Source organism: Mesorhizobium sp. P2_E6 (assembly GCF_056403835.1).
Genome location: NZ_JBFUEQ010000006.1, coordinates 1 through 23459, shown reverse-complemented (window position 1 = coordinate 23459; position 23459 = coordinate 1). Strand labels below are relative to the sequence as shown.

The window sequence follows — 23459 nt, the reverse complement described above, 5'->3', positions numbered from 1 at the left end:
CAACAAAATGGGACGTCCCGGAGCCGACCGATGACCTATGTCGTGACCGACAATTGCATCAAATGCAAATATATGGACTGCATCGAGGTCTGTCCGGTCGATTGTTTCTACGAAGGCGAGAACATGCTCGTCATCCATCCCGACGAGTGCATCGACTGCGGCGTCTGCGAGCCGGAATGCCCGGCCGACGCGATCAAGCCCGACACTGAGTCAGGGCTCGACAAATGGTTGCAGATCAACACCGAATACGCCGAGAAATGGCCCAATATCACCGCCAAGAAGGAACCTCCGGCCGACGCCAAATCCTTCGACGGCGAGGCCGGTAAGTTCGAGAAATACTTCTCGGCCGAGCCCGGCGAAGGCGATTGACAACAGGTCCGCAAAGGCTGGTATTACGTTGGGTAAGAGACAGGCCACATAAAGCGCCTTGACAGGCGGCGCTTAACTGTGGCCTTCGCTTATGCAGCAAAACCTTGATTCTTCCGACTTTTTGTGTTACATCAGCCAAACATGCCGGTGACACAACGTCGATTTATGGCGCAGACGCCCCAAATCACTGAAAGGTGAAAATCTCATTCCGGACCAGAGCAATCTGGGCCAGGCGGTCGCACTATTGCGGTTTGCCGGTCCCGGCTTTTCCGGATGGGTTCATCTGTTGTGCGGCTAACGATCGGTTTCCCCGATCGCGCGAGTTCGGGCCGGCAGGACGCCGGTACCACAACAAGGAGTTCAGGGCGCAATGGCAACGATAACCCCGCAGAAGAAGTCCACCGCTGCGCGTCACGGTTTCAAGACCGGCGAGTACATTGTCTATCCGGCGCATGGCGTCGGCCAGATCGTCTCGATCGACGAGCAGGAAGTCGCTGGGCACAAGCTGGAACTGTTCGTCATCGACTTCCAGAAGGACAAGATGCGTCTGAAGGTGCCGGTCGCCAAGGCGACCTCCATCGGCATGCGCAAGCTGTCGGAAGAGGATTATGTCGAGCGCGCGCTGAAAGTCGTGCAGGGCCGCGCCCGCGTCAAGCGCACCATGTGGTCGCGCCGCGCCCAGGAGTATGATGCGAAGATCAATTCCGGCGACCTGATCTCGATCTCGGAAGTTGTGCGCGACCTCTACCGCGCCGACAACCAGCCCGAGCAGTCCTATTCCGAACGCCAGCTCTACGAGGCGGCACTCGACCGCATGGCCCGCGAGATTGCGGCCGTCAACCGGATGTCGGAAACCGAAGCCGTGCGCCTGATCGAGATCAACCTCAACAAGGGCCCTAAGCGGGGCGCCAAGGCCGATAATGAGGAAGCCGAGCAGGAAGAAGCTGCCTGAACTTTTTCAGCTTTGAATCCATGAAAAACCCGGCCTCGCGCCGGGTTTTTTGTTTCTGGGACAATAGGCTGAAGCGTGTAGCCGCCTACCCCTCGCCGCCGCCTTCCCTCTCCGCTTCTTGCTTCAGCGTCGCAATGAAACGCCTGGTCCGCTGGTGTTCCGGATTGCCGAACAGCAGGGCCGCCGGGCCTTTCTCGACGATGACGCCAGCATCGAGGAAGACCACCTCCTGGGCGATCTTGGAGGCGAGGCGCAGATCATGCGTCGCCATCACCATGGTCGTCCCTTCGCTGGCGAGCTTGCCGAGCACGTCGACCACCTCTTGCGCCAGTTCCGGGTCGAGCGCCGAGGTCGGCTCGTCGCACAGCAGCACTTTCGGCGACGGGGCGAGCGCGCGGGCGATTGCCACGCGCTGCTGCTGGCCGCCCGACAGGGTTGCCGGCCAAGCATCGGCCTTGTGTGCCATGCCGACCTTTTCCAGCAAAGCGAGCGCCCGCTCGCGCGCCCGCTCCGTTGGCCATTTCAGCACCGTCACCAGCCCCTCCATGACATTCTCGATCGCGGTGCGATGCGGAAACAGCTGGAAGTTTTGGAAGACCATGCCGGTTTGCAGACGCAGGCGCTGGATATCCCTGGACGGAACCTTGCTGCCGGGGTGGAATTCGAGCGTCTCGTCGCCGATCCGCACCGTGCCGGATGTCGGGATCTCCAGCAGGTTGATGCAGCGCAGCAGCGTGCTCTTGCCGCCACCCGAAGGGCCGACCAGCGCCGTGACGCTGCCTTCGGCGATGGTGACCGTCACGCCCTTCAGCACGAGATTGTCGCCGAAACGCTTTTCGATGTTGGTGAGGCCGATCATGAGCGCGCCTCCAGGAAGCCGCCATAGCGGTTGAGTCGTTCTTCCAGCCGCGTCTGCAAGGCCGACAGCACCGAGCTCATCGCCAGATAGAGGATCGCCGCCTCGACATAGAGGATCAGCGGCTCATAGGTTGTGGCGACGATGCGCTGCGCCGCCTGGAACATCTCCGGCACGGTGATGGCGGCGGCCAGCGACGTATCCTTGACCAGCGAGATGAAGGTGTTGGAGAGCGGCGGCACCGCGACCCGTCCGGCCTGCGGCAGTATGGTGCGCCGCATCGCCTGGCTCCAGGTCATGCCTATCGAGTAGGCGGCTTCCCACTGGCCCTTCGGCACCGAGCCTATTGCTGCGCGGATGATCTCCGACGTGTAGGCGCCGATGTTGAGCGTGAAGCCGATCAATGCGGCGGTGAAGGCGTCAAGCAGGATGCCGACCGACGGCAGGCCGTAGAAGATCAGGAACAGCTGCACCAGCAGCGGCGTGCCGCGGAATATCCAGACATAGAAGCGCACAAGCGCGACCAGCGGCTTCGGACCGAACAGCCGGGCAAGCGCTGCACCGAGTCCGACCGTCAAGCCGAGAACGAAGGACAGCAGTGTCAACGGCACGGTGAAGATCAGGGCCGCCCACAACAGCGAAGGCAGCGACTCCAGCATCAGTTGCAGCCAGTGCGGCACGTAAGACCCTCCAAATGGTCGAGGCGGCTTGATCAGAGCGCGAATGCGCTCGGCATATCACGACAAAAGCGGCGGACCGTCAAAGACGGCTCGCCGCTTGATATCTCATCAGCCGGAGACCGGCCTCACGCATGAATTACTTCGAAACGTCCTGGCCGAAATAGGTGTCGGCGATCTTCTTGTAGGTGCCGTCGGCCTTGATGTCGGCCAGCGCCTTGTTGATCGCCGCAACCAGTTCCGGATCGCCCTTGCGCACGATGACGCCGGAATAGTCGGCGTTTTCCTCTTGCGCGGCGATCTTCACATTGGCGTCGGGCTTGTGCTTCTTGAAGTCGAGGAACGACAGGCTGTCATTGATGGTGGCGTCGGCACGGCCGGTCAGAAGCAGCTGGATCGACTGGTCGAAGCCGTCGGTGCCGACGAGTTCGGCGCCGTTGGTCTCTGCGAGCTTGCCGAAATTCGAGGTCAGCGACTGCGCCGATTTCTTGCCCTTGAGATCAGCGAAGGTCTTGATGTCGGTGTTGTCGCCGCGCACGATCAGCACCGCCTTGGAGGCGATGTAGGGATCGGAGAAGTCATATTTGGCCTTGCGCGCGTCGGTGATGCCGACTTCGTTGATGACGGTATCATAGCGATTGGCGTCGAGACCGGCGATCAGCCCGTCCCACTTGCCTTCGAGGAACTCGGCCTTGACGCCGAGCTTGTCGGCAATGGCCTTGGCGATTTCGACGTCGAAGCCGACCAGCGCGCCCGAAGTGTCATGATAGGTGAACGGCGCATAGGTGCCTTCCGTACCGACCTTGATGACGCCCGCCTGCTTGATCTGGTCGAGATTGGCGCCGGCATGGCCCGACGTGACAGCCAGAGCCTGCAGTGTTCCGGCGATGATAAGCGACTTGAGCCATTTCATTTTTCTGTGATCCCGTCCTTGGCCGGCTGTCCGGCATGTTGTGAGGGTTGGAAACTGACAGATACAAGTCGAAAAAATAAGGAACAGGATTTCAAAAACAACCAACTTCTGAAATCAGATTCTCGAAATAGTGCTTTTTAGCCGCAATCGACAGGGTCGCCGATCATCGCCGAGATCCCTCAGGCAACAAATCCAGCCGCCAACGGCTACGGAACCATTTTCCTGCATGGCACGTTCTGGATTTCTAGGGCACGACGCTGCGATTTCAACCCGGGCGCCCTGCCAAGTTTGCAAAGTCATCCGCATCGCCTGAGCCAGGGAGCGCCTCATGATGGAAGACACTGCAGGACGGATCATGGTCCGCGCGGCAATGAGGGCTCCCTACCTCGAACGTGAAGAAGAGCATCGGCTCGCTTTGCTCTGGAAACAAGACAACGACCAGAACGCGCTGCATAGCATCACGGTTGCGCATATGCGGCTGGTCATTTCCATGGCTTCCAAATTCCGCCACTACGGTCTGCCGCTCGGCGATCTGATCCAGGAAGGGCATGTCGGCCTGCTTGAAGCGGCCGCCCGCTTCGAGCCTGAACGCGAGGTGCGGTTTTCGACTTACGCGACGTGGTGGATCCGCGCCTCGATGCAGGACTACATCCTGCGCAACTGGTCGATCGTGCGCGGCGGCACCAGCTCGGCGCAGAAGGCACTTTTCTTCAACCTGCGCCGCTTGCGCGCGCGGCTGGCCAACGGCACCGAACCGCTGTCCAACGCAACGCTCTATCGCGAGGTATCGCAAGCGCTCGGCGTCTCCGAGGCCGACGTGGCGATGATGGATTCGCGGCTGTCGGCGCCCGACTCCTCGCTCAACATGCCGGTTGCCGATGACGGGGGTTCGAACGAGCGCATGGATTTCCTCGTCTCGGACGATCCTCTGCCCGACGAGGTCGTCGGCGACACGATCGATGTCGAGCGCCGCTCCGTGTGGTTGAAAGCGGCGCTCGCCGCCCTCAACGCCCGCGAGCTCCGGATCATCGAGGAACGCCGGTTGAGCGACGAAGGTGCAACGCTGGAAGCGCTTGGCGAGACGCTTGGCATCTCCAAGGAACGCGTCCGCCAGATCGAGGCGCGCGCCATGGAAAAGCTCAAGGTGGCGCTGGTGAAGCAGAATCCGGAATTTCTGGCGACTGCCGCCTGACTCGCGGCAGGCGTCTTACTTGTCGGTGACGATCTTGACCTTGTCGCCGGCCGAGACTGCGGCACCTGGCGACAGCGCATTCAGCACGCGGAACAGGTCGAGCTTGCGATCGACACCAACCATCTGGGCGGAAAGCGAACCCATCGTCTGGCCGGGTTGAACGGTGACGACGCGGATATGCAGCGGCTTCAGCGCCGCCTTTTCCGCGGCACTGAGGATACGGAACGATCCGCTCACCGAACGTGCCACCGCATCCAGCGAGGTGCTGGCCGACGGCGCTGCGGTCAGCAGCCGGTAGACTTGGCCGCCGGCGCGGATCACGGCAATATCGAACTGCCACCCCTCGGCGCCGGCATGCGCGGTCGCCGCCTCGTTGCCGTTGATCGTTTCCTGCTTGACGGTGCTGTCGTCCAGCCCAGCCACCCAGCCGCTGCGGATATAGTCGGTGAGCGCCCGGTTCTTGTCGATCGAAACACCGTCGAAACGGATTGCCATGTCACCAGGCCCGGTTGCCGTCACCGCCGCCGCCGAATTGTCGATGATGAAGCCCTGCGGCACCGAGAAGGACACGCCGAGGCCCGGATGCAGGAAGGTTTCGCCGCGCACATAGCCTTCCTCGGGCGTGTCGCCATAGAGCAGGCCGTCTATGCCGGCGAGGAAGGAATCGCGGTCGCGCGTGCCGAAGCCGGGCGCGCCGAACTGGCGGGCATGGCGCTGCGCCAGATCGATACGCTGCGGCGTGTTGGGGTGGGTGGCCAGGAAGTCGAGGCTGGCGTCGGTGGCGCCGCTGATCGAGCGGAAATCGGTATAGGCCGACATCGACTGCAGGAAGCGGCCGGCGGCGAAAGGATCGTACCCGGCTTCGCCGATCGACTTGATGCCGATGGCGTCAGCCTCCAGTTCCTGGTTGCGCGAGAATTGCGCCAGTCTCAGCTTGCCGCGGATCAAGGCCGCCTTGGCGGTCGGGCTGTCGCCGAGCACATCCGAAACCACCTTGGTCGCCAGGCCTTCCTCGGCTTCCAGCTGCTGGCGCTGCAAGCCATGGTTGGCGGTGACGTGGCCCATCTCATGCGCGATGACGGCGGCAAGCTCGGCCGAATCATTGGCCAGCGCCAGCAGACCGCGCGTGATGTAGAGATAACCGCCCGGCAGCGCGAAGGCGTTGACGTTGGGCGAATTCAAAATGGTGATGCGATAGGTCTGCGTCGGATTGGCCGACACGACGGTCAGATTGCCGACCACCTTGGCGACCATGCGCTCGAGCTTGGGATCGGAATATTCGCCACCATAGGTGGCCAGGATGCGCGGATGCTGCGCCTTGGCCAGTTCGGCGAGCTTGCTGTTGGCAGCGACATTGTCGACAGTGATCGGCCTGTCGGAAGGCTGGAAGCCGGATTCCTGAACCTCGGGAGGCGTGAACATCTGGCAGCTCGCCAGCGCCACGGCAAAGCCGGCCAACGCAAGAAAGCGCGCCAGCGGATTCATTCGTAGTTTGTCAACGCCGATCGCCAGAACGGCTTCCTTTCGGGTCCCGGCGCATGACCACGAAAATCGGGGGCGATCTTCGGAAAATGTCATGCGCTATCTCAAACTGCTGCAGCATCCGTCGCGCGTCCCCTCGGGGGCGAGCGGCGGATGCTGCAGGCAAATCACGGCCTGTGCCGGACCAGTAGGGCGGACCTAGCCACACTCCTCCAGCCATGGCAAGCAAGCGCCGCATCGCCTGGAGCCGGTTTGACCGTAAATTATGTCCGCTTCCGGGCAACATCTCGTGATACGGCATCCCCGGCACCCGTGCCGATATAGCGCCGGAACACTTCCGGGCCAGCCCCGGTGAAGAATTCGTCCGCCTTGCCGGTTGCCGCGACAACGCCATTGTCCAGAAACACCACGTGCTCGCCGATTCGGCGGGCATCCTCCGGCTGGTGGGTGACGAACAGCACCGTCATGCCTCGTTCGGCATGCACCGCGGCGACCAGATCCAGCATGTCGTCGCGCAGCGCCGGTCCGAGCGAGGCGAAGGGTTCGTCGAGCAGGAGCACTGGCCGGTCGCGCACCAGGACCCGGGCCAGGGCGACGCGCTGGCGCTCGCCGCCGGAGAGTTCTCGCGGCAGGCGCTTTTCCTTGCCGGCAAGGCCGGTGCGTTCGAGCGCCTCGGCGATCGCGTCGCGGTCCGCTTCGATCAGCAGCAAGGATGGCGAGCGGCCGAGCCCGACATTCTGCTCCACTGAGAGATGCGCAAAGAGATTGTTTTCCTGGAACACCATCGACACCGGCCGCGCTGATGGCGGCTCAGCGCTGACATCGGCCCCGCCGATCAGCACGCGGCCCGACTGCGGCGCCTCGAAGCCCGCCACTAGGTTGAGCAGCGTCGACTTGCCAGAACCGCTCGGCCCCATGATGGCGGTGATTTTCGCCGCGGCGAAATCGACATCGAAAGCGAGCGACGCCTCGCCATAGCTGAACGACACCTGGTCCAGCCGCACCGGGGCGCCCTTTTCAGACCTGCTGGCCAACCCGTCAGGCATTCCGGTCCTTCTCCGTTCCCAGCCAGTGCGCCGCCATGATCAACGCGAGGCAGACCAGGCCGAGCAGCAACGCCAAGCCGGCTGCGTCCTGCGTGCGGTAGCTGCCCATGCGCGCCAACAGAAGGTAAGGCAAGGTCTGCACGGAATCACTGCCGAACAGCGCGATGACGCCGAGATCGCCGAGCGACAGCGCCATGGCGAAAGCAAAGGCGGTGGCGAGCGGCCGCCGCAGCGACGGCCAGTCGACCAGCATCAACCGGTTCCAACCCGTGATACCGAGCTGAGCACAGAGCCGTTCGTGACGCTCGCTCGCCGCATCATAGGCGGGACGAACAGCGCGCAGCGCGAACGGCATTGCCATCACCGCGTTGACGGTGACGACCATGACCGGGGCGATGGCAAAGACATCGCCGACATGGCGCAGCAACAGGAACCAGCCGGCGCCGACGACGATCGGCGGCACGACGAGGACAAAACCGGCGCCGGTATCGGCGGCGTGTTCGAGCGTCGTCTTTGCGCCGGAGCGGCGGTTCAGCGCCAGCGCCCGGCGCGCCATGGTCAGCGCCAGCGACAGCGTCACGGAAAGCAGTGCCGACAGGAAGGCGAGCACCGCGCTGGTCAGCGTCGCCTGCCGCACGACGGCCTCGCCGGCAAGCCGGCCGAGATCGGCGCCAAGCCCGGCCATCACAGTGGCCGCCATCGGTCCGACGACAAACAGCAGCGCGAACACGATGAGCACGACGTTCAGCAAGGTTTCTGTCCCATTGACGGAGAGGTAGCGGCGTGGCGCCACCGGCAGATTGGTGTCGCCGACCACATTGGCGCCAAGCCGCGTCAGCGCCAGCACGACGACAAACGTCAAGGCGATCTGCAGCAAGGTCAGCGTGACGGCCCGCGCGGGATCGAAATCGAAGCGCAGCGCCTGGTAGATGCCGACCTCCAGCGTCGTCGCGGCCGGCCCGCCGCCGAGCGTCAGCACGATCGTGAAGGATGTGATGCAGAGCATGAACACAAGCCCGGCGACACCCGGCAACGCCGCACGCAGCGTTGGCCATTCGATCAGCCGGAACGCCGGCCGCGCGCCCATGCCGAGCTGGCTGGCCAACCGCCACTGATCGGCGGGAATGGTCTGCAATGCCTCGAGGAACAGCCGCACGCTGAGCGGCAGGTTGAAGAAGACATGCGCGACGAGGATGCCCGACAGGCCATAGATGCCCGGCCAGCTCCCACCGCCGATCACCGCGAACACGCCGGCGAAATAGCCGGCACGGCCATAAAGCGCGAGAATGCCGAGTGCCGCGACGATGGCCGGCAGCGCCAACGGTACGGCGAACAGCTGCAGGATGAAGTCGCGGCCACGGAAGCGTGGATGCCGCGACAGCGCGCGCGCCACCAACAGCGCCGGCCCGACCGAAAGCAGCGTCGAGAGTGCCGCTTGCCACAGGGTGAAGCGAACGACGCGCAGCAGATAAGGATCGAAAGCCGCCCAGGCGCCGGAGAAGTCGTGAGCGCCTTCGAAAAGCAGCCCGGCAAACGCGCCGCCGATCAGCAGCGCGATGGCGCCGAGCGCGGTGATGCCGGCGGTGATGCGGGGGTCAGTTGGATGGCGCGTGGGCATGTCGCGCTACCCAACGCTGTCATGGGTGTCAATTGATTGAAATGCTTGGCTAAGGTCTAGTTCCCGCCCACCCCCCTCTGTCCTACCGGACATCTCCCCCGCAAGGGGGGAGATTGCTCGTTTCGCCACCCAGGCCAATTTCCAAAATGGCAGGAATGAGCGAGGCGACAGAACTGCCGATCTCCCTCCTTGCGAGGGAGATGGCCGGCAGGCCAGAGGGGGGTGACTTGGCACAAACATCTGGCGAAGCTTGAATCCTACTTGCTCATCGCCGCCAGCCATTCATCGACCCAGGCCTTGCGGTTGGCGGCGACCTCCTCGGGGCTGAACAGCAAGGTCTTGGTCGGCTTGACCAGTTTGTCGAAGGCCGGGTTGAGCGGCTTGTCGGTCTTGCCGGCCGGGAACATCCAGTTGGTCTCGGGGATGGCATCCTGGAATTTCGGCCCGGTCATGAAGGCCAGGAACTTTTCCGCCAGCGGGTTTTTCGCCCCTGTCGTGGTGATGCCGGCAACCTCGATCTGCAGATATTCGCCCTCTTCGAACGACGCTGCCTGGTAGCGCTCGGTGTTCTCGGCGACCATGTGATAGGCCGGCGACGTCGTGTAGGACAGCACCATCGGCGCCTCGCCCTTGGTGAACAGGCCATAGGCCTCGCTCCAGCCCGGCGTCACGGTAAGCACCTTCGACTTGAGCTTGGCCCAAGCTTCCGGCGCCTTGTCGCCATAGACCGACTTGACCCACAACAGCAGGCCGAGACCCGGGGTCGAGGTGCGCGGATCCTGGATGACGATCTTGTCGTCGGCGCTGCCTTCGACCAGGTCCTTCAGGCTCTTCGGCGGGCTCTTCAGCTTTTCGGTGTCGTAGACGACGGCGAAATAGCCATAGTCGAAAGGAACGAAAGTATCGTCGCTCCAGCCGCCCGGCACATTGACGTCGGACACCGCGCCATGCGGCGCAAACAGGCCCGTGGCCTTGGCATCGGCGGTGAGATTGGTGTCGAGCCCCAGCACGATGTCGGCCTTGGTCGATGCCCCTTCCAGCCTGACGCGGTTGAGCAGCGCGACGCCATCGGCGACAGAGACGAACTCGACATCGCAGCCGCACTCGGCTTCGAATTCCTTTTTCACAACCGGACCCGGACCCCAGTCGGCGGTGAAACTCTCATAGGTGTAGACGGTGAGCTTGTCCTTGGCCAAGGCAGGTCCGGACAGGGCCACAACCATCGCTGAGGCAAGGGAGTAGAAAAGCGTGCGCATCGGCGCCTCCTTCGTTCGAATTGAAAGGAATTGAGGCGCCGGACTGTCCGAAACGTCTAATCCCTCCGCCGGTACAAACCGGATCAGGTTCAGCGGGTTGGCGAGTTTGCCTCTCAGCCGGTCCGCGAAGATCGCGTCCGGCACCCCGTTAGAGCGTTTCGAGACATAGGCCGGGCCGATCCCTCGCGCAAGTGGCAGTTTGCCGGCCTTCCGTTTCCCGTGCCGGGCTGGTAAGGGCCACACGATATGAGCACATTCACCATCCTGCTTGGCGGCGATCTCATCCGCACGCCACGGCTCGACCACCAGGTCGAAGGCTCCCGCGTTATCGCCGCCGACGCCGGCATCGGCCATGCGCGTCTGCTGGGCCTTGTCCCGGAACTGTGGGTGGGTGATTTCGATTCCGTGCCGGCCAACCTGCCGGATGACCTCGCCGCCGTGCCCCGCCGGACCTTTCCGACGGAGAAGGACCAGACCGATGGCGAACTGGCGGTCGCCGCCGCACTGGAGCGCGGCGCGACCCGCCTGGTGCTCGCCGGCGCTTTCGGCGGCAAGCGCGCCGACCACGCCTTCCTGCATCTGGCACTTGCCCTGCGGCTGGCCGAAGCCGGAACAGCGATACTTTTGACCAGTGGCGCGCAAGAAGGCGTCCCGCTGCTGCACGCCAAAGCTGGCTTCGACTATGCCGACGGCACGTTGTTTTCTGTGCTCGGCTTTTCCGATCTTTCCGGCCTGACCGTTGCCGGCGCCAAATGGCCGCTCGACCGCGTCAAGGTGGCGTTCGGTTCGTCATTGACCATCTCCAACGAGGTCAAGGGCCGCCTCGAAATCACACTCGGCCAGGGCCGCGCGCTGTTGCTCGCCCACCCTTATCCATTACCTGAAAGCTGACATGGCCCCGCCCCTTCTCAATCTCGACGGGATAAAACTGACCTTCGGTGGCACGCCGCTGCTCGATGGCGCCGCCTTGACCGCTTCTGCCGGCGACAAGATCGCGCTGGTCGGACGCAACGGCTCTGGCAAGTCGACGCTGCTGAAGATCGCCGCCGGCCTGATCGAGCCACAGGACGGCGAGGTATTCCGCCAGCCTTCGGCGACAATCCGCTATTTGCCGCAGATGCCCGACATGGAGGGTTTTGCGACGGTGCGCGCCTATGTCGAAGCAGGACTCGGGCCTGCCGACGATCCATATCGCGCCAGCTATCTGATGGAGCATCTCGGCCTGTCGGGCGAGGAGCGGCCAAACGATCTTTCCGGCGGTGAGGCAAGGCGCGCGGCACTCGCCCGCGTCATGGCGCCGGAGCCCGATATTCTCCTGCTTGATGAGCCGACCAATCATCTCGATCTCTCGGTGATCGAATGGCTGGAAGAGGAGCTCGTCCGCACCTCCTCGGCGCTCGTCGTCATCTCCCACGACCGCCGCTTCCTCGAGCGCGTATCGCGCGCCACCGTCTGGCTCGACCGCGGCCAGACCCGCAGGCTGGACAAGGGGTTTGGCCATTTCGAGGAATGGCGCGACCTCGTGCTGGAAGAGGAAGAGCGCGAACAGCACAAGCTCGGCCGCCAGATCGTGCGCGAGGAGCACTGGCTGCGCTACGGCGTGACGGCGCGGCGCAAGCGCAACATGCGCCGCCTTGGCGAATTGCAGACCATGCGCCAGCGCTTTCGTGGCCATCGCGGCGCCGAAGGCTCGGCAACCATGGTGGCGAGCGACGCCGCCGAATCCGGCAAGCTGGTGATCGAGGCGAAAAACATCGAGAAGAGCTTCGGCGACCTCACCGTGGTCAAGGGATTCTCGACCCGCATCCAGCGCGGCGATCGCGTCGGCCTCGTCGGGCCGAACGGCGCCGGCAAGACGACGCTGCTGAAGATGCTGACCGGTGAGTTGAAGCCCGACGCCGGGTCGGTACGGCTCGGCACCAATCTGGAGATCGCCACGCTCGACCAGAAGCGCGAAGCGGTCGATCCACAGGAGACGCTGGCGCAATATCTCACCGACGGACGCGGCGAGAACCTCGTCATCAATGGCGAGCAGCGCCATGTCGTCTCCTACATGAAGGATTTCCTGTTCAAGGCCGAGCAGGCACGCACGCCGGTGCGCGAGCTTTCCGGTGGCGAACGGGCGCGGCTCTTGCTGGCGCGCGTGCTGGCGCGGCCGGCAAACCTTCTGGTGCTCGATGAGCCGACCAACGATCTCGACATGGAGACGCTGGAATTGCTGCAGGAACTGGTTGCCGGCTTTGCCGGCACCGTCATCCTGGTCAGCCACGACCGCGATTTCCTCGACCGCACCGTGACCAGCATCATTGCGCCGGACGGAGGCGGCCGCTGGATCGAATATGCCGGCGGCTATTCGGACATGCTGGCGCAGCGCGGCGGCACCAGGCTAGACGATCGCAAGGCGCGGACGAAAGCCGAAGCTGGCGAAGCCCCGGTCGCGACCAAGAATGAAGCCGCCGCGCCAAAGGGGCCGGCGAAGAAGCTGTCGTTCAAGCAGAAATTCGCGCTGGAAACCCTGCCCAAGAAAATCGAAGCCGTGATGGGGTCGATCTCGAGGCTTGAGAACAACATCGCCGATCCGGCCTATTACGAGCGCGATCCGGCCTCGTTCCAGAAGACCATTGCCGCCCTCGACAAGGAGCGCGCGACGCTGGCCGCATTGGAGGAAGAGTGGCTGGAACTGGAGATGCTGCGCGAAGAGATGGAAGGGTAGTGGAGCGTTCGGCCGCAGGCCTATCAATCGACAACGATTTGTCGATTGAAGTGACGAACGCCCGGGGCCATAGCGAAGGGCCGGATTTCCCCAAGGCGGAAATGCGCATACATTATGCGCATGCTGTGGAGGCTACTATGCGCAAGATTGCCTTGAATGCGATCCGTCAGCCAGCAAACCTGTCGATCGATTCGAACCTCATGAGGGAAGCCAAGGGCCTTGACGTGAATGTCTCGCGCGCCGCGGAGGCTGGCATCGCGGAAGCGGTGGCGGTCGAAAAAACACGGCTGTGGAAACTTGAGAATCGCGCCACCATGGATGCGTGGAACGACTATGTCGAAAAACACGGCATCCCGCTGGAAGACTCGCGGCAGTTCTGATGGCACGTTTCGATGTCTTCGCGGGGCGCATCGAAGGCAGCTATTTGCTCGACGTTCAATCCGACTTGCTCGACAATTTCAAAACACGGGTGGTGGTTCCGCTTCTACCGGTCGCAACGGCGCCGCCGCCGATGCGAGAGCTCCATCCCACCTTCGAAATCAACGGGCGATAACTGGTCATGGCCACCCATCTGATCGCAACCGTGGCTGCCAGCGAATTGGGTGATAGTCGACTGAACCTGGCGAAGCAGCACGACGTCATCGTCGCCGCGCTCGACATGCTGTTCCAGGGCTTTTGAGACAGCGGGCGCCACGCCCGACGCCCTGCTCAGCCCGCCGTCTTCGCCTGCCAGGCCTTGATCGCCTCGTCGAACACCTTCTCGCCGGGAATGCCCTTTTCCATGGTCAGCAGCGCCCGCCGTCCGGTCTTGTAGACGACCGGCACATCGATCCAGTCCTGCCCGCGTAGCAAGGTCATGTTGGCGTCCTCATCGGCCTTGGTGTCGTTGAGAGCAACGAGGAAGAAACCGTCGGCGATCTTGGCCGGAATGCCGATCAACGGGCTGCCGGCATCCTGTTCCGAACTCTTCATCGCGACGCGCAGGATGTTGTCGACACCGCCGCCTTCGAAGCCGTCGGGCGTCAGGAAGATCATCTCGATGATATGGCTGGCCGGCAATGTCTGGTCGGTGTTGCGACGGATGGTCATGCGCAACTGGATGTCCTTGCCGGGAATGGTTGCCTCAGCACGGATCGCCGGTTCCGGCGGCAGGTCGCCACCGGGCGATTCCTGCACCAGCGACCAGACGATGCTGCCGGGTTCCGCCGAACCCTGGGCGGTGCTGGTGCGCTCCTCATAGAAGATTGCCTTTTGGCCGACCGGCAACGCGGTTTCCGCAGGCGCAGCCGCCGCGGCTACGGGTGCCGGCGCGGCACCTGCCGGTGCTGCTGCCGGTGCTGGCGGCGTGGCGGCTGCAGCCGGCGCCGCAGGTGCGGCCTCCGCTGCAGGAGGCGTCGCCGGTGCCGTACCGGGTGGCGGCGTTGTGGCGGGTGCGGCCGCGGGCGGAGTGGCGGCAGCCGGTGCAGAAACCGCTGGCGCGTTCGTCGCCGAGGGCGGCGTGGTCAGCGCGGCGACCGATTCGCCTTCGCCGATGCCGCTCTGTCCGCCGGCCGGGCCGGGGTCGACTTCGCTGCCCTGCGGCGTCAGCCGCTGGGTGAATTTCGGGGCTTCGCTTTCGGTGCCGCCGGCCGCGGGTGCTGGCGGCGCTGCCGCGGCATCTGTTGCCGGCTTGGCCGGCGCCGGCTTCACCGGTTCCGTCTTCACGACCTTGGTGCTGCCGTCGAGCCCCAGCATCTTGCCGAAGGCGTCCTTGTTCAGCCAGATGCCATAGCCACCACCGGCAACGACCAGCAAGGCGACGACGACAGCGATCAAGCCGCCATAGCTGCGCCTGCGTTCGGCGGGCCTCAGGCGCTGGAAAGTGTCCGACACCGGCTCTTCGTTGCTTGAAAAGACATCGACCCCGTCGTCCTCGGCCTCCTCGCTGTCCATCCCCGGAAGGGGCGTTTCTGTGCGAGCAGGCGCTGCCGTCGGCTTTTGCCAGCTTGGCTCGACCTTGGCGGCAGGTGGTGGCGCCGGTCGATAAGGTTCCGGTTTGGCCGCGGGCGGTGCCGGCCAGGTTGGTTCTTCCTTCGTCGGTTGCCGTGCATGGCTCGGCTGGTTCTTGTTGCGGTCGATCGAGGAAAAGATGTGTTCCAGCTCCGCAAGCGGATCAGTGTCCGGCGCGCTCTTGGCGTAGTCCCGCTCGACACTCGCGACAGCGTCTTCCAGCGAGCGCTTCTGCTTGGCTATGACCTCGGCGGACAGCGGCGGCGAAAATTCCGCAAGCCTCTTTTCGAGCGCGGTACGCGCACCGTCATAGATCCGCTTGCGCGTATCGAGTCCCGGCTCGCCGTGCTTGTCGAGCTGCCTTTTCAGAACAGAAACGAAATCTGCCATGCTTCGGTCGACCTGTATTTTGCTCCCGGGCCGGCCCCCGCAAATCGGCCGCGTTGCCCGGAAAGGCTGAGAAACTAGTCTTGAAACGGATCGGTCACAAGTATCGTGTCATCCCGTTCCGGGCTGGTGGACAGGAGCGCGACCGGGGCGCCGATCAGCTCCTCGATGTAGCGGACATATTTGACGGCCTGGGCCGGAAGATCGTTCCAGCTGCGTGCGCCGGCGGTGGTGCCCTTCCAGCCCTCCAGGGTCTCGTAGACCGGTTCGACGCGTGCCTGCGCGCCCTGGCTGGCCGGCAGATAGTCGATCATCTCGCCGTCGAGACGGTAGCCGGTGCAGACCTTGATCTCGTCCAGCCCGTCGAGCACGTCGAGCTTGGTCAGCGCGATGCCCTTGATGCCGTTGACGGCGACGGCCTGGCGCACCAGCACCGCATCGAACCAGCCGCAGCGGCGCTTGCGGCCGGTGACGACGCCGAATTCATGGCCGCGCGTGCCGAGGAACTCGCCGATCTCGTTCTTCTGCTCGGTCGGGAACGGGCCTTCGCCGACGCGCGTCGTATAGGCCTTGGTGATGCCGAGCACATAGCCGATGGCGCCCGGGCCGACGCCCGAGCCAGCGGCCGCCTGCCCGGCTACCGTGTTCGACGAGGTGACGAACGGATAGGTGCCGTGGTCGATATCGAGCAACGTGCCTTGCGCGCCCTCGAACAGGATGCGTTCGCCAGCGCGGCGCTTGTCGTCCAGGATTTTCCAGACCCGGTCCATATAGGGCAGGATCTCGGCCGCGACCGAGGTCAGCTCATGCATGATCGCATCATGCGTGACTTCGGCATGGCCAAGCCCGCGACGCAGCGCGTTGTGGTGCGTCAGCAGCCTGTCGACCTTCAAGGGCAGCGTTTCCAAATCCGCCAAATCCATCACCCTGACCGCGCGCCGGCCCACCTTGTCTTCATAGGCCGGGCCGATGCCACGGCGGGTCGTGCCAATCTTCGTTCCGGAATTGGAGGCGGCGTCCTCGCGGAATCCGTCCAGCTCCCGATGCAGCGACAGGATAAGCGCTGTGTTTTCGGCTATTTTCAGGCGATCCGGCGCCACTTCGACGCCTTGCGCCTTGAGCTTCGCAACTTCGGCGACGAAAGCATGCGGGTCGAAAACGACGCCATTGCCGATGATGGACAGCTTTCCCTGGCGCACGACCCCGGACGGAAGCAACGACAATTTGTAGACCTTGCCGTCGACGACCAGCGTGTGGCCTGCATTGTGGCCACCTTGGAAACGCACCACGACATCGGCGCGCTCCGACAGCCAGTCGACGATCTTGCCCTTGCCCTCGTCGCCCCACTGCGAGCCGACGACCACCACATTGGCCATGTTTCTTTTCCCTTGAGACGCCGCCGAGCGGCTTGAATATGGTTCGAAACGACAGGCCTCTATAACGTCAAGACCTCGTGAGCGCGACCTTTCTTTGCCGCCAAAATTGCGCTGAGGCACAACAATTTTCGGCTTTGACATCATTTACTTGAGCAGACGGGGGCAATAGGCCGGCAAACACCGCAGCTCACCTCTGGCGGCCGGAATCCCGCCATGCATCGACGCGCCTACATATTCCTGCTGCTCACCACCTTGCTGTGGGGCGGCAACTCGGTGGCCGGCAAGCTGGCGGTCGATCACGTTTCGCCGATGACACTCGTCTTCCTGCGCTGGGTGCTGGCCGTGGCGATCTTGCTGCCGATCGGCCTTCAGACGATCCGCAAGGACTGGCCGGTGGTGCGCAAGCACTGGCTCGTGCTGGCGGCCCTTGGCGCCAGCGGCTTCACCTTGTTCAACACGATCTTCTACACGGCGCTCAACTACACGACGGCGATCAACGTCTCGATCGAACAGGCGGCGATGCCGATCCTGATCATCGTCGCCAATTTCGTCTTCTTCCGCTTGCGCGTGAACGGGGCGCAGATTGTCGGCGTCGTGCTGACCATCGCCGGCGTGGTCCTGACCGCATGCCACGGCGACCCGCGCCGGCTGTTGACGCTGGAGCTCAATTTCGGCGACGCCATCATGCTGGTCGCGGTGTTTCTCTACAGCGGCTATTCGGTCGGGCTGCGGCTGAAGCCGGTGATGCACTGGCAGAGCCTGATCCTGGCCCTGTCGGTTGCTGCACTTGTCACCTCGCTGCCCTTCTTCCTGTGGGAGATCGCCGCCGGCAAGGTCATCGTGCCCGACGCGCGCGGCTGGCTGGTCATCGTCTATACCGCGGTCGGCGCCTCGGCCATCTCGCAGATCTTCTACATCAGGGGCAACGAACTGATCGGCGCCAACCGCGCCGGCCTGTTCATCAACCTGGTACCGATCTTCGGCACGCTGCTTTCGGTGCTCATTGTCGGCGAGACATTCCAACTCTACCAGGCGCTGGCTCTGGTGCTTGTGGTGGGCGGCATCGGGCTTGCCGAATACAGCGGGCGCAAGGCAGCGCTGCGGTCGGCCAGGACACGCTGAACAAACGAAAGGCGCGGACCAGGCCGCGCCTTTCGATCTTTCGCAGCAAGTCGCGGGGTCACATCGCGTTGACGTCGAACTGCAACCGCTTGGCCGAGTCGATCGACTTGTGCGCCTTGACCTGCTCCAGCACGTTTTCCGGGAACGGCGCATCGAGATAGAGCAGCGCGATGGCATCGCCGCCCGGCCGGTTGCGGCCAAGCTGGAAGTTGGCGATGTTGACGCCGTTCTCGCCGCACACCGTGCCGAGCAGGCCGATGATGCCCGGCGCGTCGGCATTGGTCGTATAGAGCATGTGCTGGCCGACCTCGGCGTCGAGATTGATGCCCTTGATCTGGATGAAACGCGGCTTGCCGTCTGAGAAGCAGGTGCCGGCGATCGAGCGTGTCTTGTGCTCGGTCTTGACCGTCAGCTTGATGTAACCGTCGAACACGCCGGACTTGTCGCGCTTGACCTCGGCAACGATGATGCCACGCTCCTTCACCATGATCGGCGCCGACACCATGTTGACGTCGGAGACCTGCGGCCGGATCAGCCCAGCAAGGGTGGCACTGATCAGCGCACGCGTGTTCATCGTCGCGGTCGAGCCGTCGAACAGTATCTCGACCTCCGTGATCGGGTCTTCGGTGACCTGGCCGACAAAGGCGCCGAGCACTTCGGCGAGCTTGACGAAGGGCTTCAGCCGCGGCGCTTCCTCGGCGGTGATCGACGGCATGTTGATGGCGTTGGAGACGGCTCCCTTGATCAGGTAGTCGGCCATCTGTTCGGCGACCTGCAGCGCGACATTCTCCTGCGCTTCCGCCGTCGAGGCGCCGAGATGCGGCGTTGCCACCACATTCTCCATGCCGAACAACGCGTTCTGCTCGGCCGGCTCGACCTCGAAAACGTCGATGCCGACACCAGCCACCTTGCCGCTCTTCAGCGCCGCGATCAGGTCGGCTTCGACGACCAGCCCGCCACGCGCGCAGTTGATGATGCGCACGCCGTTCTTCATCTTGGCGATCGCAGCTGCGTCGATGATGTTTCGCGTCTTGTCGGTCAGCGGCGTGTGCAGCGTGATGAAGTCGGCGCGGGCGAAAAGCTCATCCAGCTCGACCTTGTCGACGCCAAGCTCTTCGGCCCGCTTGTCCGACAGGAACGGGTCGAAGGCAATGACATGCATCTTGAGGCCGACGCCGCGCGTGGCGACGATCGAGCCGATGTTGCCGCAGCCGATGATGCCCAGCGTCTTGCCGGTGATCTCGACGCCCATGAAGCGGTTCTTTTCCCATTTGCCGGCATGGGTCGAGGCGTTGGCTTCCGGGATCTGGCGCGCCAGCGCGAAGATCATCGCCACCGCATGTTCGGCGGTGGTGATCGAATTGCCGAAGGGCGTGTTCATCACGATGATGCCCTTGCGGCTCGCCGCCGGGATATCGACATTGTCGACGCCGATGCCGGCGCGGCCGATGACCTTGAGATTGGTGGCGGCATTGATCAGCTTTTCGGTGACCTTGGTCGCCGAGCGGATGGCGAGGCCGTCATACTGGCCGATCACTTCGGCGAGCTTTTCCTTGTCCTTGCCGAGGTCGGGCAGATAGTCGACCTCGACGCCGCGATCCTTGAAGATCTGCACGGCGGTGGGAGAAAGTTTGTCTGAGACGAGAACGCGAGGCATGGATTTGATCCTTTGCGATTGGCGTCCCTCCACTTTGAGGGGAGGGTCGGCGCGAAAGCGCCGGGATTGGGTCCTTGTGGCCGAATATGGCCTGATCTTCTGGATGTTGGATCGTTGAGCTGGGTGGAGGCGACCCCACCCGGCCCTTCGGAGTCAGGCCGCGGCCTTGAGCGAGGCCTTTTGCGCGGCAAAGGCCCAGTCGAGCCAGGACAGCAGCGCTTCGAGATCGGCGGTCTCCACCGTCGCACCGCACCAGATGCGCAGGCCGGGCGGTGCGTCACGATAGGCGCCGATGTCATAGGCGACACCTTCCTTGTCGAGCACTGAGACCAGCCCCTTGGCGAAAGCCGCCTGCCCGTCGGCGTCGAGCGCGGACACGTCCGGGTCGCTGAAGGACAGGCAGACCGAGGTGTTCGACCGCGTCGCCGGCTCGACGGCGAGATGACCGAGCCATGAGGACTCGCCGACAAAGCGATCGATGACGGCGGCATTGGCATCGGCCCTGGCGATCAGCGCCTCGAGGCCGCCGATCGACTTCGCCCAGTGTAGCGCGTCGAGGTAATCCTCGACGCACAGCATCGACGGCGTGTTGATCGTCTCGCCCTTGAAGATGCCTTCGATAAGCTTGCCGCCCGAGGTCAGGCGGAAGATCTTCGGCAGCGGCCAGGCCGGCTTGTAGGTCTCCAGCCGCTCGACGGCGCGAGGCGACAGGATCAGCATGCCATGCGCGCCCTCGCCGCCCAGCACCTTCTGCCAGGAGAAGGTGACGACATCCAGCTTATGGAAGTCGAGCCTTTGCGCAAAGGCGGCCGAGGTCGCGTCGCAAATGGTCAGGCCCTTGCGATCCGCGGGAATGAAATCGCCGTTAGGCACCCGCACGCCCGACGTGGTGCCGTTCCATGTGAAGACCACATCGCGATCGAAGTCGATCTTCGCCAGGTCGGGCAATTGGCCGTAGCCGGCCTCGATCTTGCGCACGTCGGCAAGCCTGAGTTGCTTGACCACATCGGTGACCCAACCGGAGCCGAAGCTCTCCCAGGCGACCATGTCGACGCCGCGCTCGCCGAGCAGCGACCACAGCGCCATCTCGACCGCGCCGGTGTCCGACGCCGGCACGATGCCGATGCGGTAGTCCGCCGGAACCTGGAGAATTTCCCGCGTCAGCTCGATCGCCTGTTCAAGCTTGGCCTTGCCGATCTTGGCGCGGTGCGAACGGCCGAGCGCGGCAGCTTTCAGCGCCTCGACCGACCAGCCGGGGCGTTTTGCGCAGGGACCTGAGGAGAAATTGGGATTTGCCGGACGGAGTCCGGGCTTCGTATGTGCCGTCATCGTGGTCTATCCTTCCAGATAGTGGCCCCTCGTTGGGGAGGGGTGGCCCACGGACGGCGATATGCGTTCAGGCTTCGGGCGTCAAGAGGAAAGTTTTTGTCGTTGGCAGGATACCGGCGATCCGTGATCAGGATGTCGCGACCTCGAACGCAAACGGCGGATCCGAAGATCCGCCGCCAGTGTTTTGATGTGTACCGAGCCTGCTACCAGAGATCGTAGCGTAGCCCGAGCTTGAGCTGGTGATTGCTGATCCCCTTGTGGACCGGGAAGGAAGTCAGGCTTTCGGCAGTCACATATTCCGCGTCGGGGGCGGAAAAATACTGATAGCCCAGATCGACGGAAACATTCTTGGACACCTGATAGGCAAGGCCCGCATTCAACGTGTAGGCCAACGAGTACTTGGTCTGGTCATCCTGCTGGATCAACTGGCTGGTCGGGTCATTGTTGTCGATGAAGCTAGCCGAAAGCTTGCGCGTGCTGCGGACAACGCCGATACCGGCGCCGAGGTACGGCGTGATCCCGACATAGGTACCAAGGTCGACATAGCCATTGAGCATGCCCGAGAAGGCGTAGTTCTTCAGCGATGCCGATGCCACGGTCGACTCTACCGGCGGCGTCACGATTGCTGAATTGTCATAGCCGACGCTGATCTTGTTGCCGGGCAGGTAGCCGAGATTGAGATCGGCACGCAGATAGTCGTTGAAATGGTAGCCAAAGCCGATGCTGACAAAGATGGGATCTTCCTTGTCGTCGTAGCTCGCCGGCGTGAAGGTGAAATCCTTATTTTCGAAGCTCTTCTGCACCAGATAGGAGACATCGCCGCGCAGATACCAGCCCGAGCCGACCTCGACGGGCACATAGTCCGGCGCCTGGTCGACGTAGATCGGCGGATCATAGTCGGCGGCGAGCGTGGGCGTCAGCGGCATAAGGGCAAGTGCGCCGAGCGCCAGCGCTATACGCGAAGTAACTGTCATGGACCCGACTCCCGAATTTGGCGCCGCCAGCTATTGCAACGGCAGCCATCGTTTCAGGAAGCATTGTTAACCATAGTGGTTAAGTGCCGGTTAAGGCTAACAGAGCGTTAGCAAATTCATTTCCGGCGGAAACTTTCATTGCAGGCGACCCACGAGAAATTCCAGGAAAAGTGTCAAACGGATCGCGTCAAGACAAAGAGATAGAGCGGTTCTGCGTTTCCATGAAACGCAGAACCGCTCAAACGAAAACCGCCCGGTCGATGCCGGGCGGTTCGCGAACTTGCTGGGAATGCTAGCGTTACTTGGTGTAGACCGGCTCGGGTTCAGGCTGATAGGCAACCACCGGCGCCGCGCAACCGTTGTTCCCGCCGAACTGATAGCGCAGGCCACCGCGCACCTCGTGGGTGTTGATGCCGCCGTCGAAGCCAGGGCCGGCGCTGCTTGCGTCCCATTCGAACATGCGACCGCCCTGGATGTGGCTGTAGCGATAACCGGCATCAAGGATGATCTTGTCGGTCAGGCAGTAGGAAGCACCGGCCATCAGAGCGTAGGCGAAGCGCCAGTTGGACGAGCCGGAGTTGAACTCGGTGGTGTTCGGGTCCCTGAGATCATCCCATTTGACATGCGCGCCGCCGATGCCGGCGCCGACATAGGGTGTGATGCCATGGTATGTGCCGAGATCGGCATAGGCGTTTGCCAGCAGGAGCAATGCGCTCATCTTTGACTCTTCGGTCGATGTCGAGACGGCATCCGAAGTGCCGCCGTCGAAGTTCGACTTGAACCAGTAGTCGGCAGTCAAGTCCGTGCGGAAGTAATCATTGACCTTGTAACCAACACCGCCGCCGAGCGAGAAACCGCCCTTGAGATTGGCGAAATCGAAGCTCTTGTTGCCGGGTGTGATCAGGCAATTACAGGGATCGATGGAGTAAGTCATGTAGTCGACGCCGCGCACATCCGACTTGTGATAGTCGATATCGCCGCGAATATACCAGCCGCCAATATCGGCCGGCTGCTCGTAGACCGGCGGCGGAGCCTCTTCGACCACCGGGAGGTCGGCTGCGAAAACCGGCCCGGTCAGCCCCGCGAACAGCGTAGCGAGCAGGGCCTTTCTTGCTGTATTGAACATGCTTGTCACCCCTAGGAAGTTCGGAACGGCGATCGTGTCCGAAATGCGATTGCTTTCAGTCGTGGATAATGAATTGCAAAGGTTAAAAGGCGTTTAACCCTGTTGCTTAACCACGAATCTCTACACTTCGAGGAATCGGGGCGCGACTTTCGAGACCGGGAGCGACTGCTGGCCAACAAAAAGATCGGATGATTGGGGCTCCGGCGGCCTCCCTGCATGGGAGTAGCGGGAGGTCGGTCTTCCGGGCAGGCTCCAACAGTTCAACCGGTCAGGAGGTCTGCCATGGAACTGTTCGTCGGTCTTGATGTTTCCGTTCGCACCACCAGCGTCTGCGTAATGGACACGGGTGGCAAACTCATTCGAGAGAGCAAGGTGGAGACCGAGCTGGAGGCGATCGGCGCCCTGCTTCACGCGATTGGCGGCGG

Annotated in this window: 20 protein-coding genes, 1 pseudogene and 1 riboswitch; of the genes and pseudogenes, 8 read left to right on the top strand and 13 right to left on the bottom strand. The window is 63.1% G+C overall.

What is annotated here, in order from left to right:
* Positions 1-30: 30 nt before the first annotated feature.
* Both fdxA and AC1D08_RS16040 read left to right on the top strand, forming a co-directional pair.
* Positions 31-369 (top strand): ferredoxin FdxA, encoded by a 339-nt coding sequence (gene fdxA / locus AC1D08_RS16045; RefSeq protein ID WP_095089463.1) that lies wholly within the window; start codon positions 31-33, stop codon positions 367-369.
* A 370-nt stretch (positions 370-739) separates the two neighbouring features.
* Positions 740-1321, top strand: coding sequence for a CarD family transcriptional regulator (locus AC1D08_RS16040; RefSeq protein WP_457155799.1), 582 nt, complete (start codon positions 740-742; stop codon positions 1319-1321).
* Positions 1322-1406: 85 nt separating this feature from the next.
* Here the strand turns inward: AC1D08_RS16040 and AC1D08_RS16035 are convergent, their stop codons facing one another.
* The 3 genes from AC1D08_RS16035 to AC1D08_RS16025 all read right to left on the bottom strand — a co-directional run bounded on the left by AC1D08_RS16035 (position 1407) and on the right by AC1D08_RS16025 (position 3767).
* Positions 1407-2180 carry an amino acid ABC transporter ATP-binding protein gene (locus AC1D08_RS16035; RefSeq protein ID WP_457155751.1) on the bottom strand — a complete coding sequence of 258 codons (774 nt, stop codon included), beginning with the start codon at positions 2178-2180 and terminating at the stop codon, positions 1407-1409.
* Complete coding sequence (locus AC1D08_RS16030; protein ID WP_095089467.1) at positions 2177-2857, bottom strand: amino acid ABC transporter permease; 681 nt, start codon at positions 2855-2857, stop codon at positions 2177-2179. Before AC1D08_RS16030 ends, AC1D08_RS16035 begins: the two co-directional genes overlap by 4 nt.
* 136 nt (positions 2858-2993) lie before the next feature.
* Positions 2994-3767: an amino acid ABC transporter substrate-binding protein gene (locus AC1D08_RS16025; RefSeq protein ID WP_477227703.1), complete on the bottom strand. Its 774-nt coding sequence runs from the start codon at positions 3765-3767 to the stop codon at positions 2994-2996.
* A 328-nt stretch (positions 3768-4095) separates the two neighbouring features.
* On the opposite strand from AC1D08_RS16025, the gene AC1D08_RS16020 reads away from it, so the two are divergent.
* On the top strand, positions 4096-4959 hold the full coding sequence (locus tag AC1D08_RS16020; protein ID WP_457153255.1) for an RNA polymerase factor sigma-32: 864 nt from the start codon (positions 4096-4098) through the stop codon (positions 4957-4959).
* A gap of 15 nt (positions 4960-4974) precedes the next feature.
* Here AC1D08_RS16020 and AC1D08_RS16015 read toward each other — a convergent pair whose 3' ends face one another.
* From AC1D08_RS16015 to thiB, 4 genes are all read right to left on the bottom strand, one after another.
* Positions 4975-6444 carry a M48 family metalloprotease gene (locus tag AC1D08_RS16015; protein WP_457153256.1) on the bottom strand — a complete coding sequence of 490 codons (1470 nt, stop codon included), beginning with the start codon at positions 6442-6444 and terminating at the stop codon, positions 4975-4977.
* Between the two features lie 260 nt (positions 6445-6704).
* Positions 6705-7487 (bottom strand): thiamine ABC transporter ATP-binding protein, encoded by a 783-nt coding sequence (thiQ, locus tag AC1D08_RS16010; protein ID WP_457153257.1) that lies wholly within the window; start codon positions 7485-7487, stop codon positions 6705-6707.
* Positions 7480-9105, bottom strand: coding sequence for a thiamine/thiamine pyrophosphate ABC transporter permease (gene thiP, locus AC1D08_RS16005; protein ID WP_457153258.1), 1626 nt, complete (start codon positions 9103-9105; stop codon positions 7480-7482). Before thiP ends, thiQ begins: the two co-directional genes overlap by 8 nt.
* Before the next feature lie 257 nt (positions 9106-9362).
* Positions 9363-10361, bottom strand: coding sequence for a thiamine ABC transporter substrate binding subunit (thiB, locus tag AC1D08_RS16000; protein ID WP_477396299.1), 999 nt, complete (start codon positions 10359-10361; stop codon positions 9363-9365).
* A 43-nt stretch (positions 10362-10404) separates the two neighbouring features.
* Positions 10405-10519, bottom strand: a riboswitch (TPP riboswitch).
* Between the two features lie 88 nt (positions 10520-10607).
* Here thiB and AC1D08_RS15995 point away from each other — a divergent pair.
* The 4 genes and pseudogenes from AC1D08_RS15995 to AC1D08_RS15980 all read left to right on the top strand — a co-directional run bounded on the left by AC1D08_RS15995 (position 10608) and on the right by AC1D08_RS15980 (position 13753).
* A complete protein-coding gene (locus tag AC1D08_RS15995) occupies positions 10608-11252 on the top strand; it encodes a thiamine diphosphokinase (protein ID WP_457152506.1) in 645 nt (214 codons plus the stop codon).
* Between the two features lies 1 nt (position 11253).
* Entirely contained in the window at positions 11254-13074 is a 1821-nt protein-coding gene (locus AC1D08_RS15990; RefSeq protein WP_457152505.1) for an ABC-F family ATP-binding cassette domain-containing protein, read from the top strand.
* A gap of 137 nt (positions 13075-13211) precedes the next feature.
* Positions 13212-13454 carry a type II toxin-antitoxin system CcdA family antitoxin gene (locus AC1D08_RS15985; protein ID WP_457152508.1) on the top strand — a complete coding sequence of 81 codons (243 nt, stop codon included), beginning with the start codon at positions 13212-13214 and terminating at the stop codon, positions 13452-13454.
* A pseudogene (locus AC1D08_RS15980) lies at positions 13454-13753 on the top strand (CcdB family protein). Before AC1D08_RS15985 ends, AC1D08_RS15980 begins: the two are co-directional and overlap by 1 nt.
* A 29-nt stretch (positions 13754-13782) precedes the next feature.
* On the opposite strand, the gene AC1D08_RS15975 reads toward AC1D08_RS15980, so the two are convergent.
* Positions 13783-15453: a hypothetical protein gene (locus AC1D08_RS15975; RefSeq protein WP_457152504.1), complete on the bottom strand. Its 1671-nt coding sequence runs from the start codon at positions 15451-15453 to the stop codon at positions 13783-13785.
* 74 nt (positions 15454-15527) lie between these two features.
* A complete protein-coding gene (locus AC1D08_RS15970; protein ID WP_095089490.1) occupies positions 15528-16826 on the bottom strand; it encodes an adenylosuccinate synthase in 1299 nt (432 codons plus the stop codon).
* Positions 16827-17039: 213 nt separating this feature from the next.
* Between AC1D08_RS15970 and AC1D08_RS15965 the strand changes: the two genes are divergently transcribed.
* The gene (locus AC1D08_RS15965) at positions 17040-17948 is read left to right on the top strand and encodes a DMT family transporter (RefSeq protein ID WP_457152503.1); all 909 of its coding nucleotides are present in this window, start codon (positions 17040-17042) and stop codon (positions 17946-17948) included.
* 58 nt (positions 17949-18006) lie between these two features.
* On the opposite strand, the gene serA is transcribed toward AC1D08_RS15965, so the two are convergent.
* From serA to AC1D08_RS15945, 4 genes are all read right to left on the bottom strand, one after another.
* The gene (serA, locus tag AC1D08_RS15960; RefSeq protein WP_457152502.1) at positions 18007-19605 is read right to left on the bottom strand and encodes a phosphoglycerate dehydrogenase; all 1599 of its coding nucleotides are present in this window, start codon (positions 19603-19605) and stop codon (positions 18007-18009) included.
* Between the two features lie 153 nt (positions 19606-19758).
* Complete coding sequence (locus AC1D08_RS15955) at positions 19759-20934, bottom strand: phosphoserine transaminase (protein WP_457152501.1); 1176 nt, start codon at positions 20932-20934, stop codon at positions 19759-19761.
* Positions 20935-21137: 203 nt separating this feature from the next.
* Positions 21138-21908 (bottom strand): outer membrane protein, encoded by a 771-nt coding sequence (locus AC1D08_RS15950; protein WP_477423544.1) that lies wholly within the window; start codon positions 21906-21908, stop codon positions 21138-21140.
* A gap of 298 nt (positions 21909-22206) precedes the next feature.
* Entirely contained in the window at positions 22207-23034 is an 828-nt protein-coding gene (locus AC1D08_RS15945) for an outer membrane protein (protein WP_457152489.1), read from the bottom strand.
* Positions 23035-23459 lie beyond the last annotated feature (425 nt).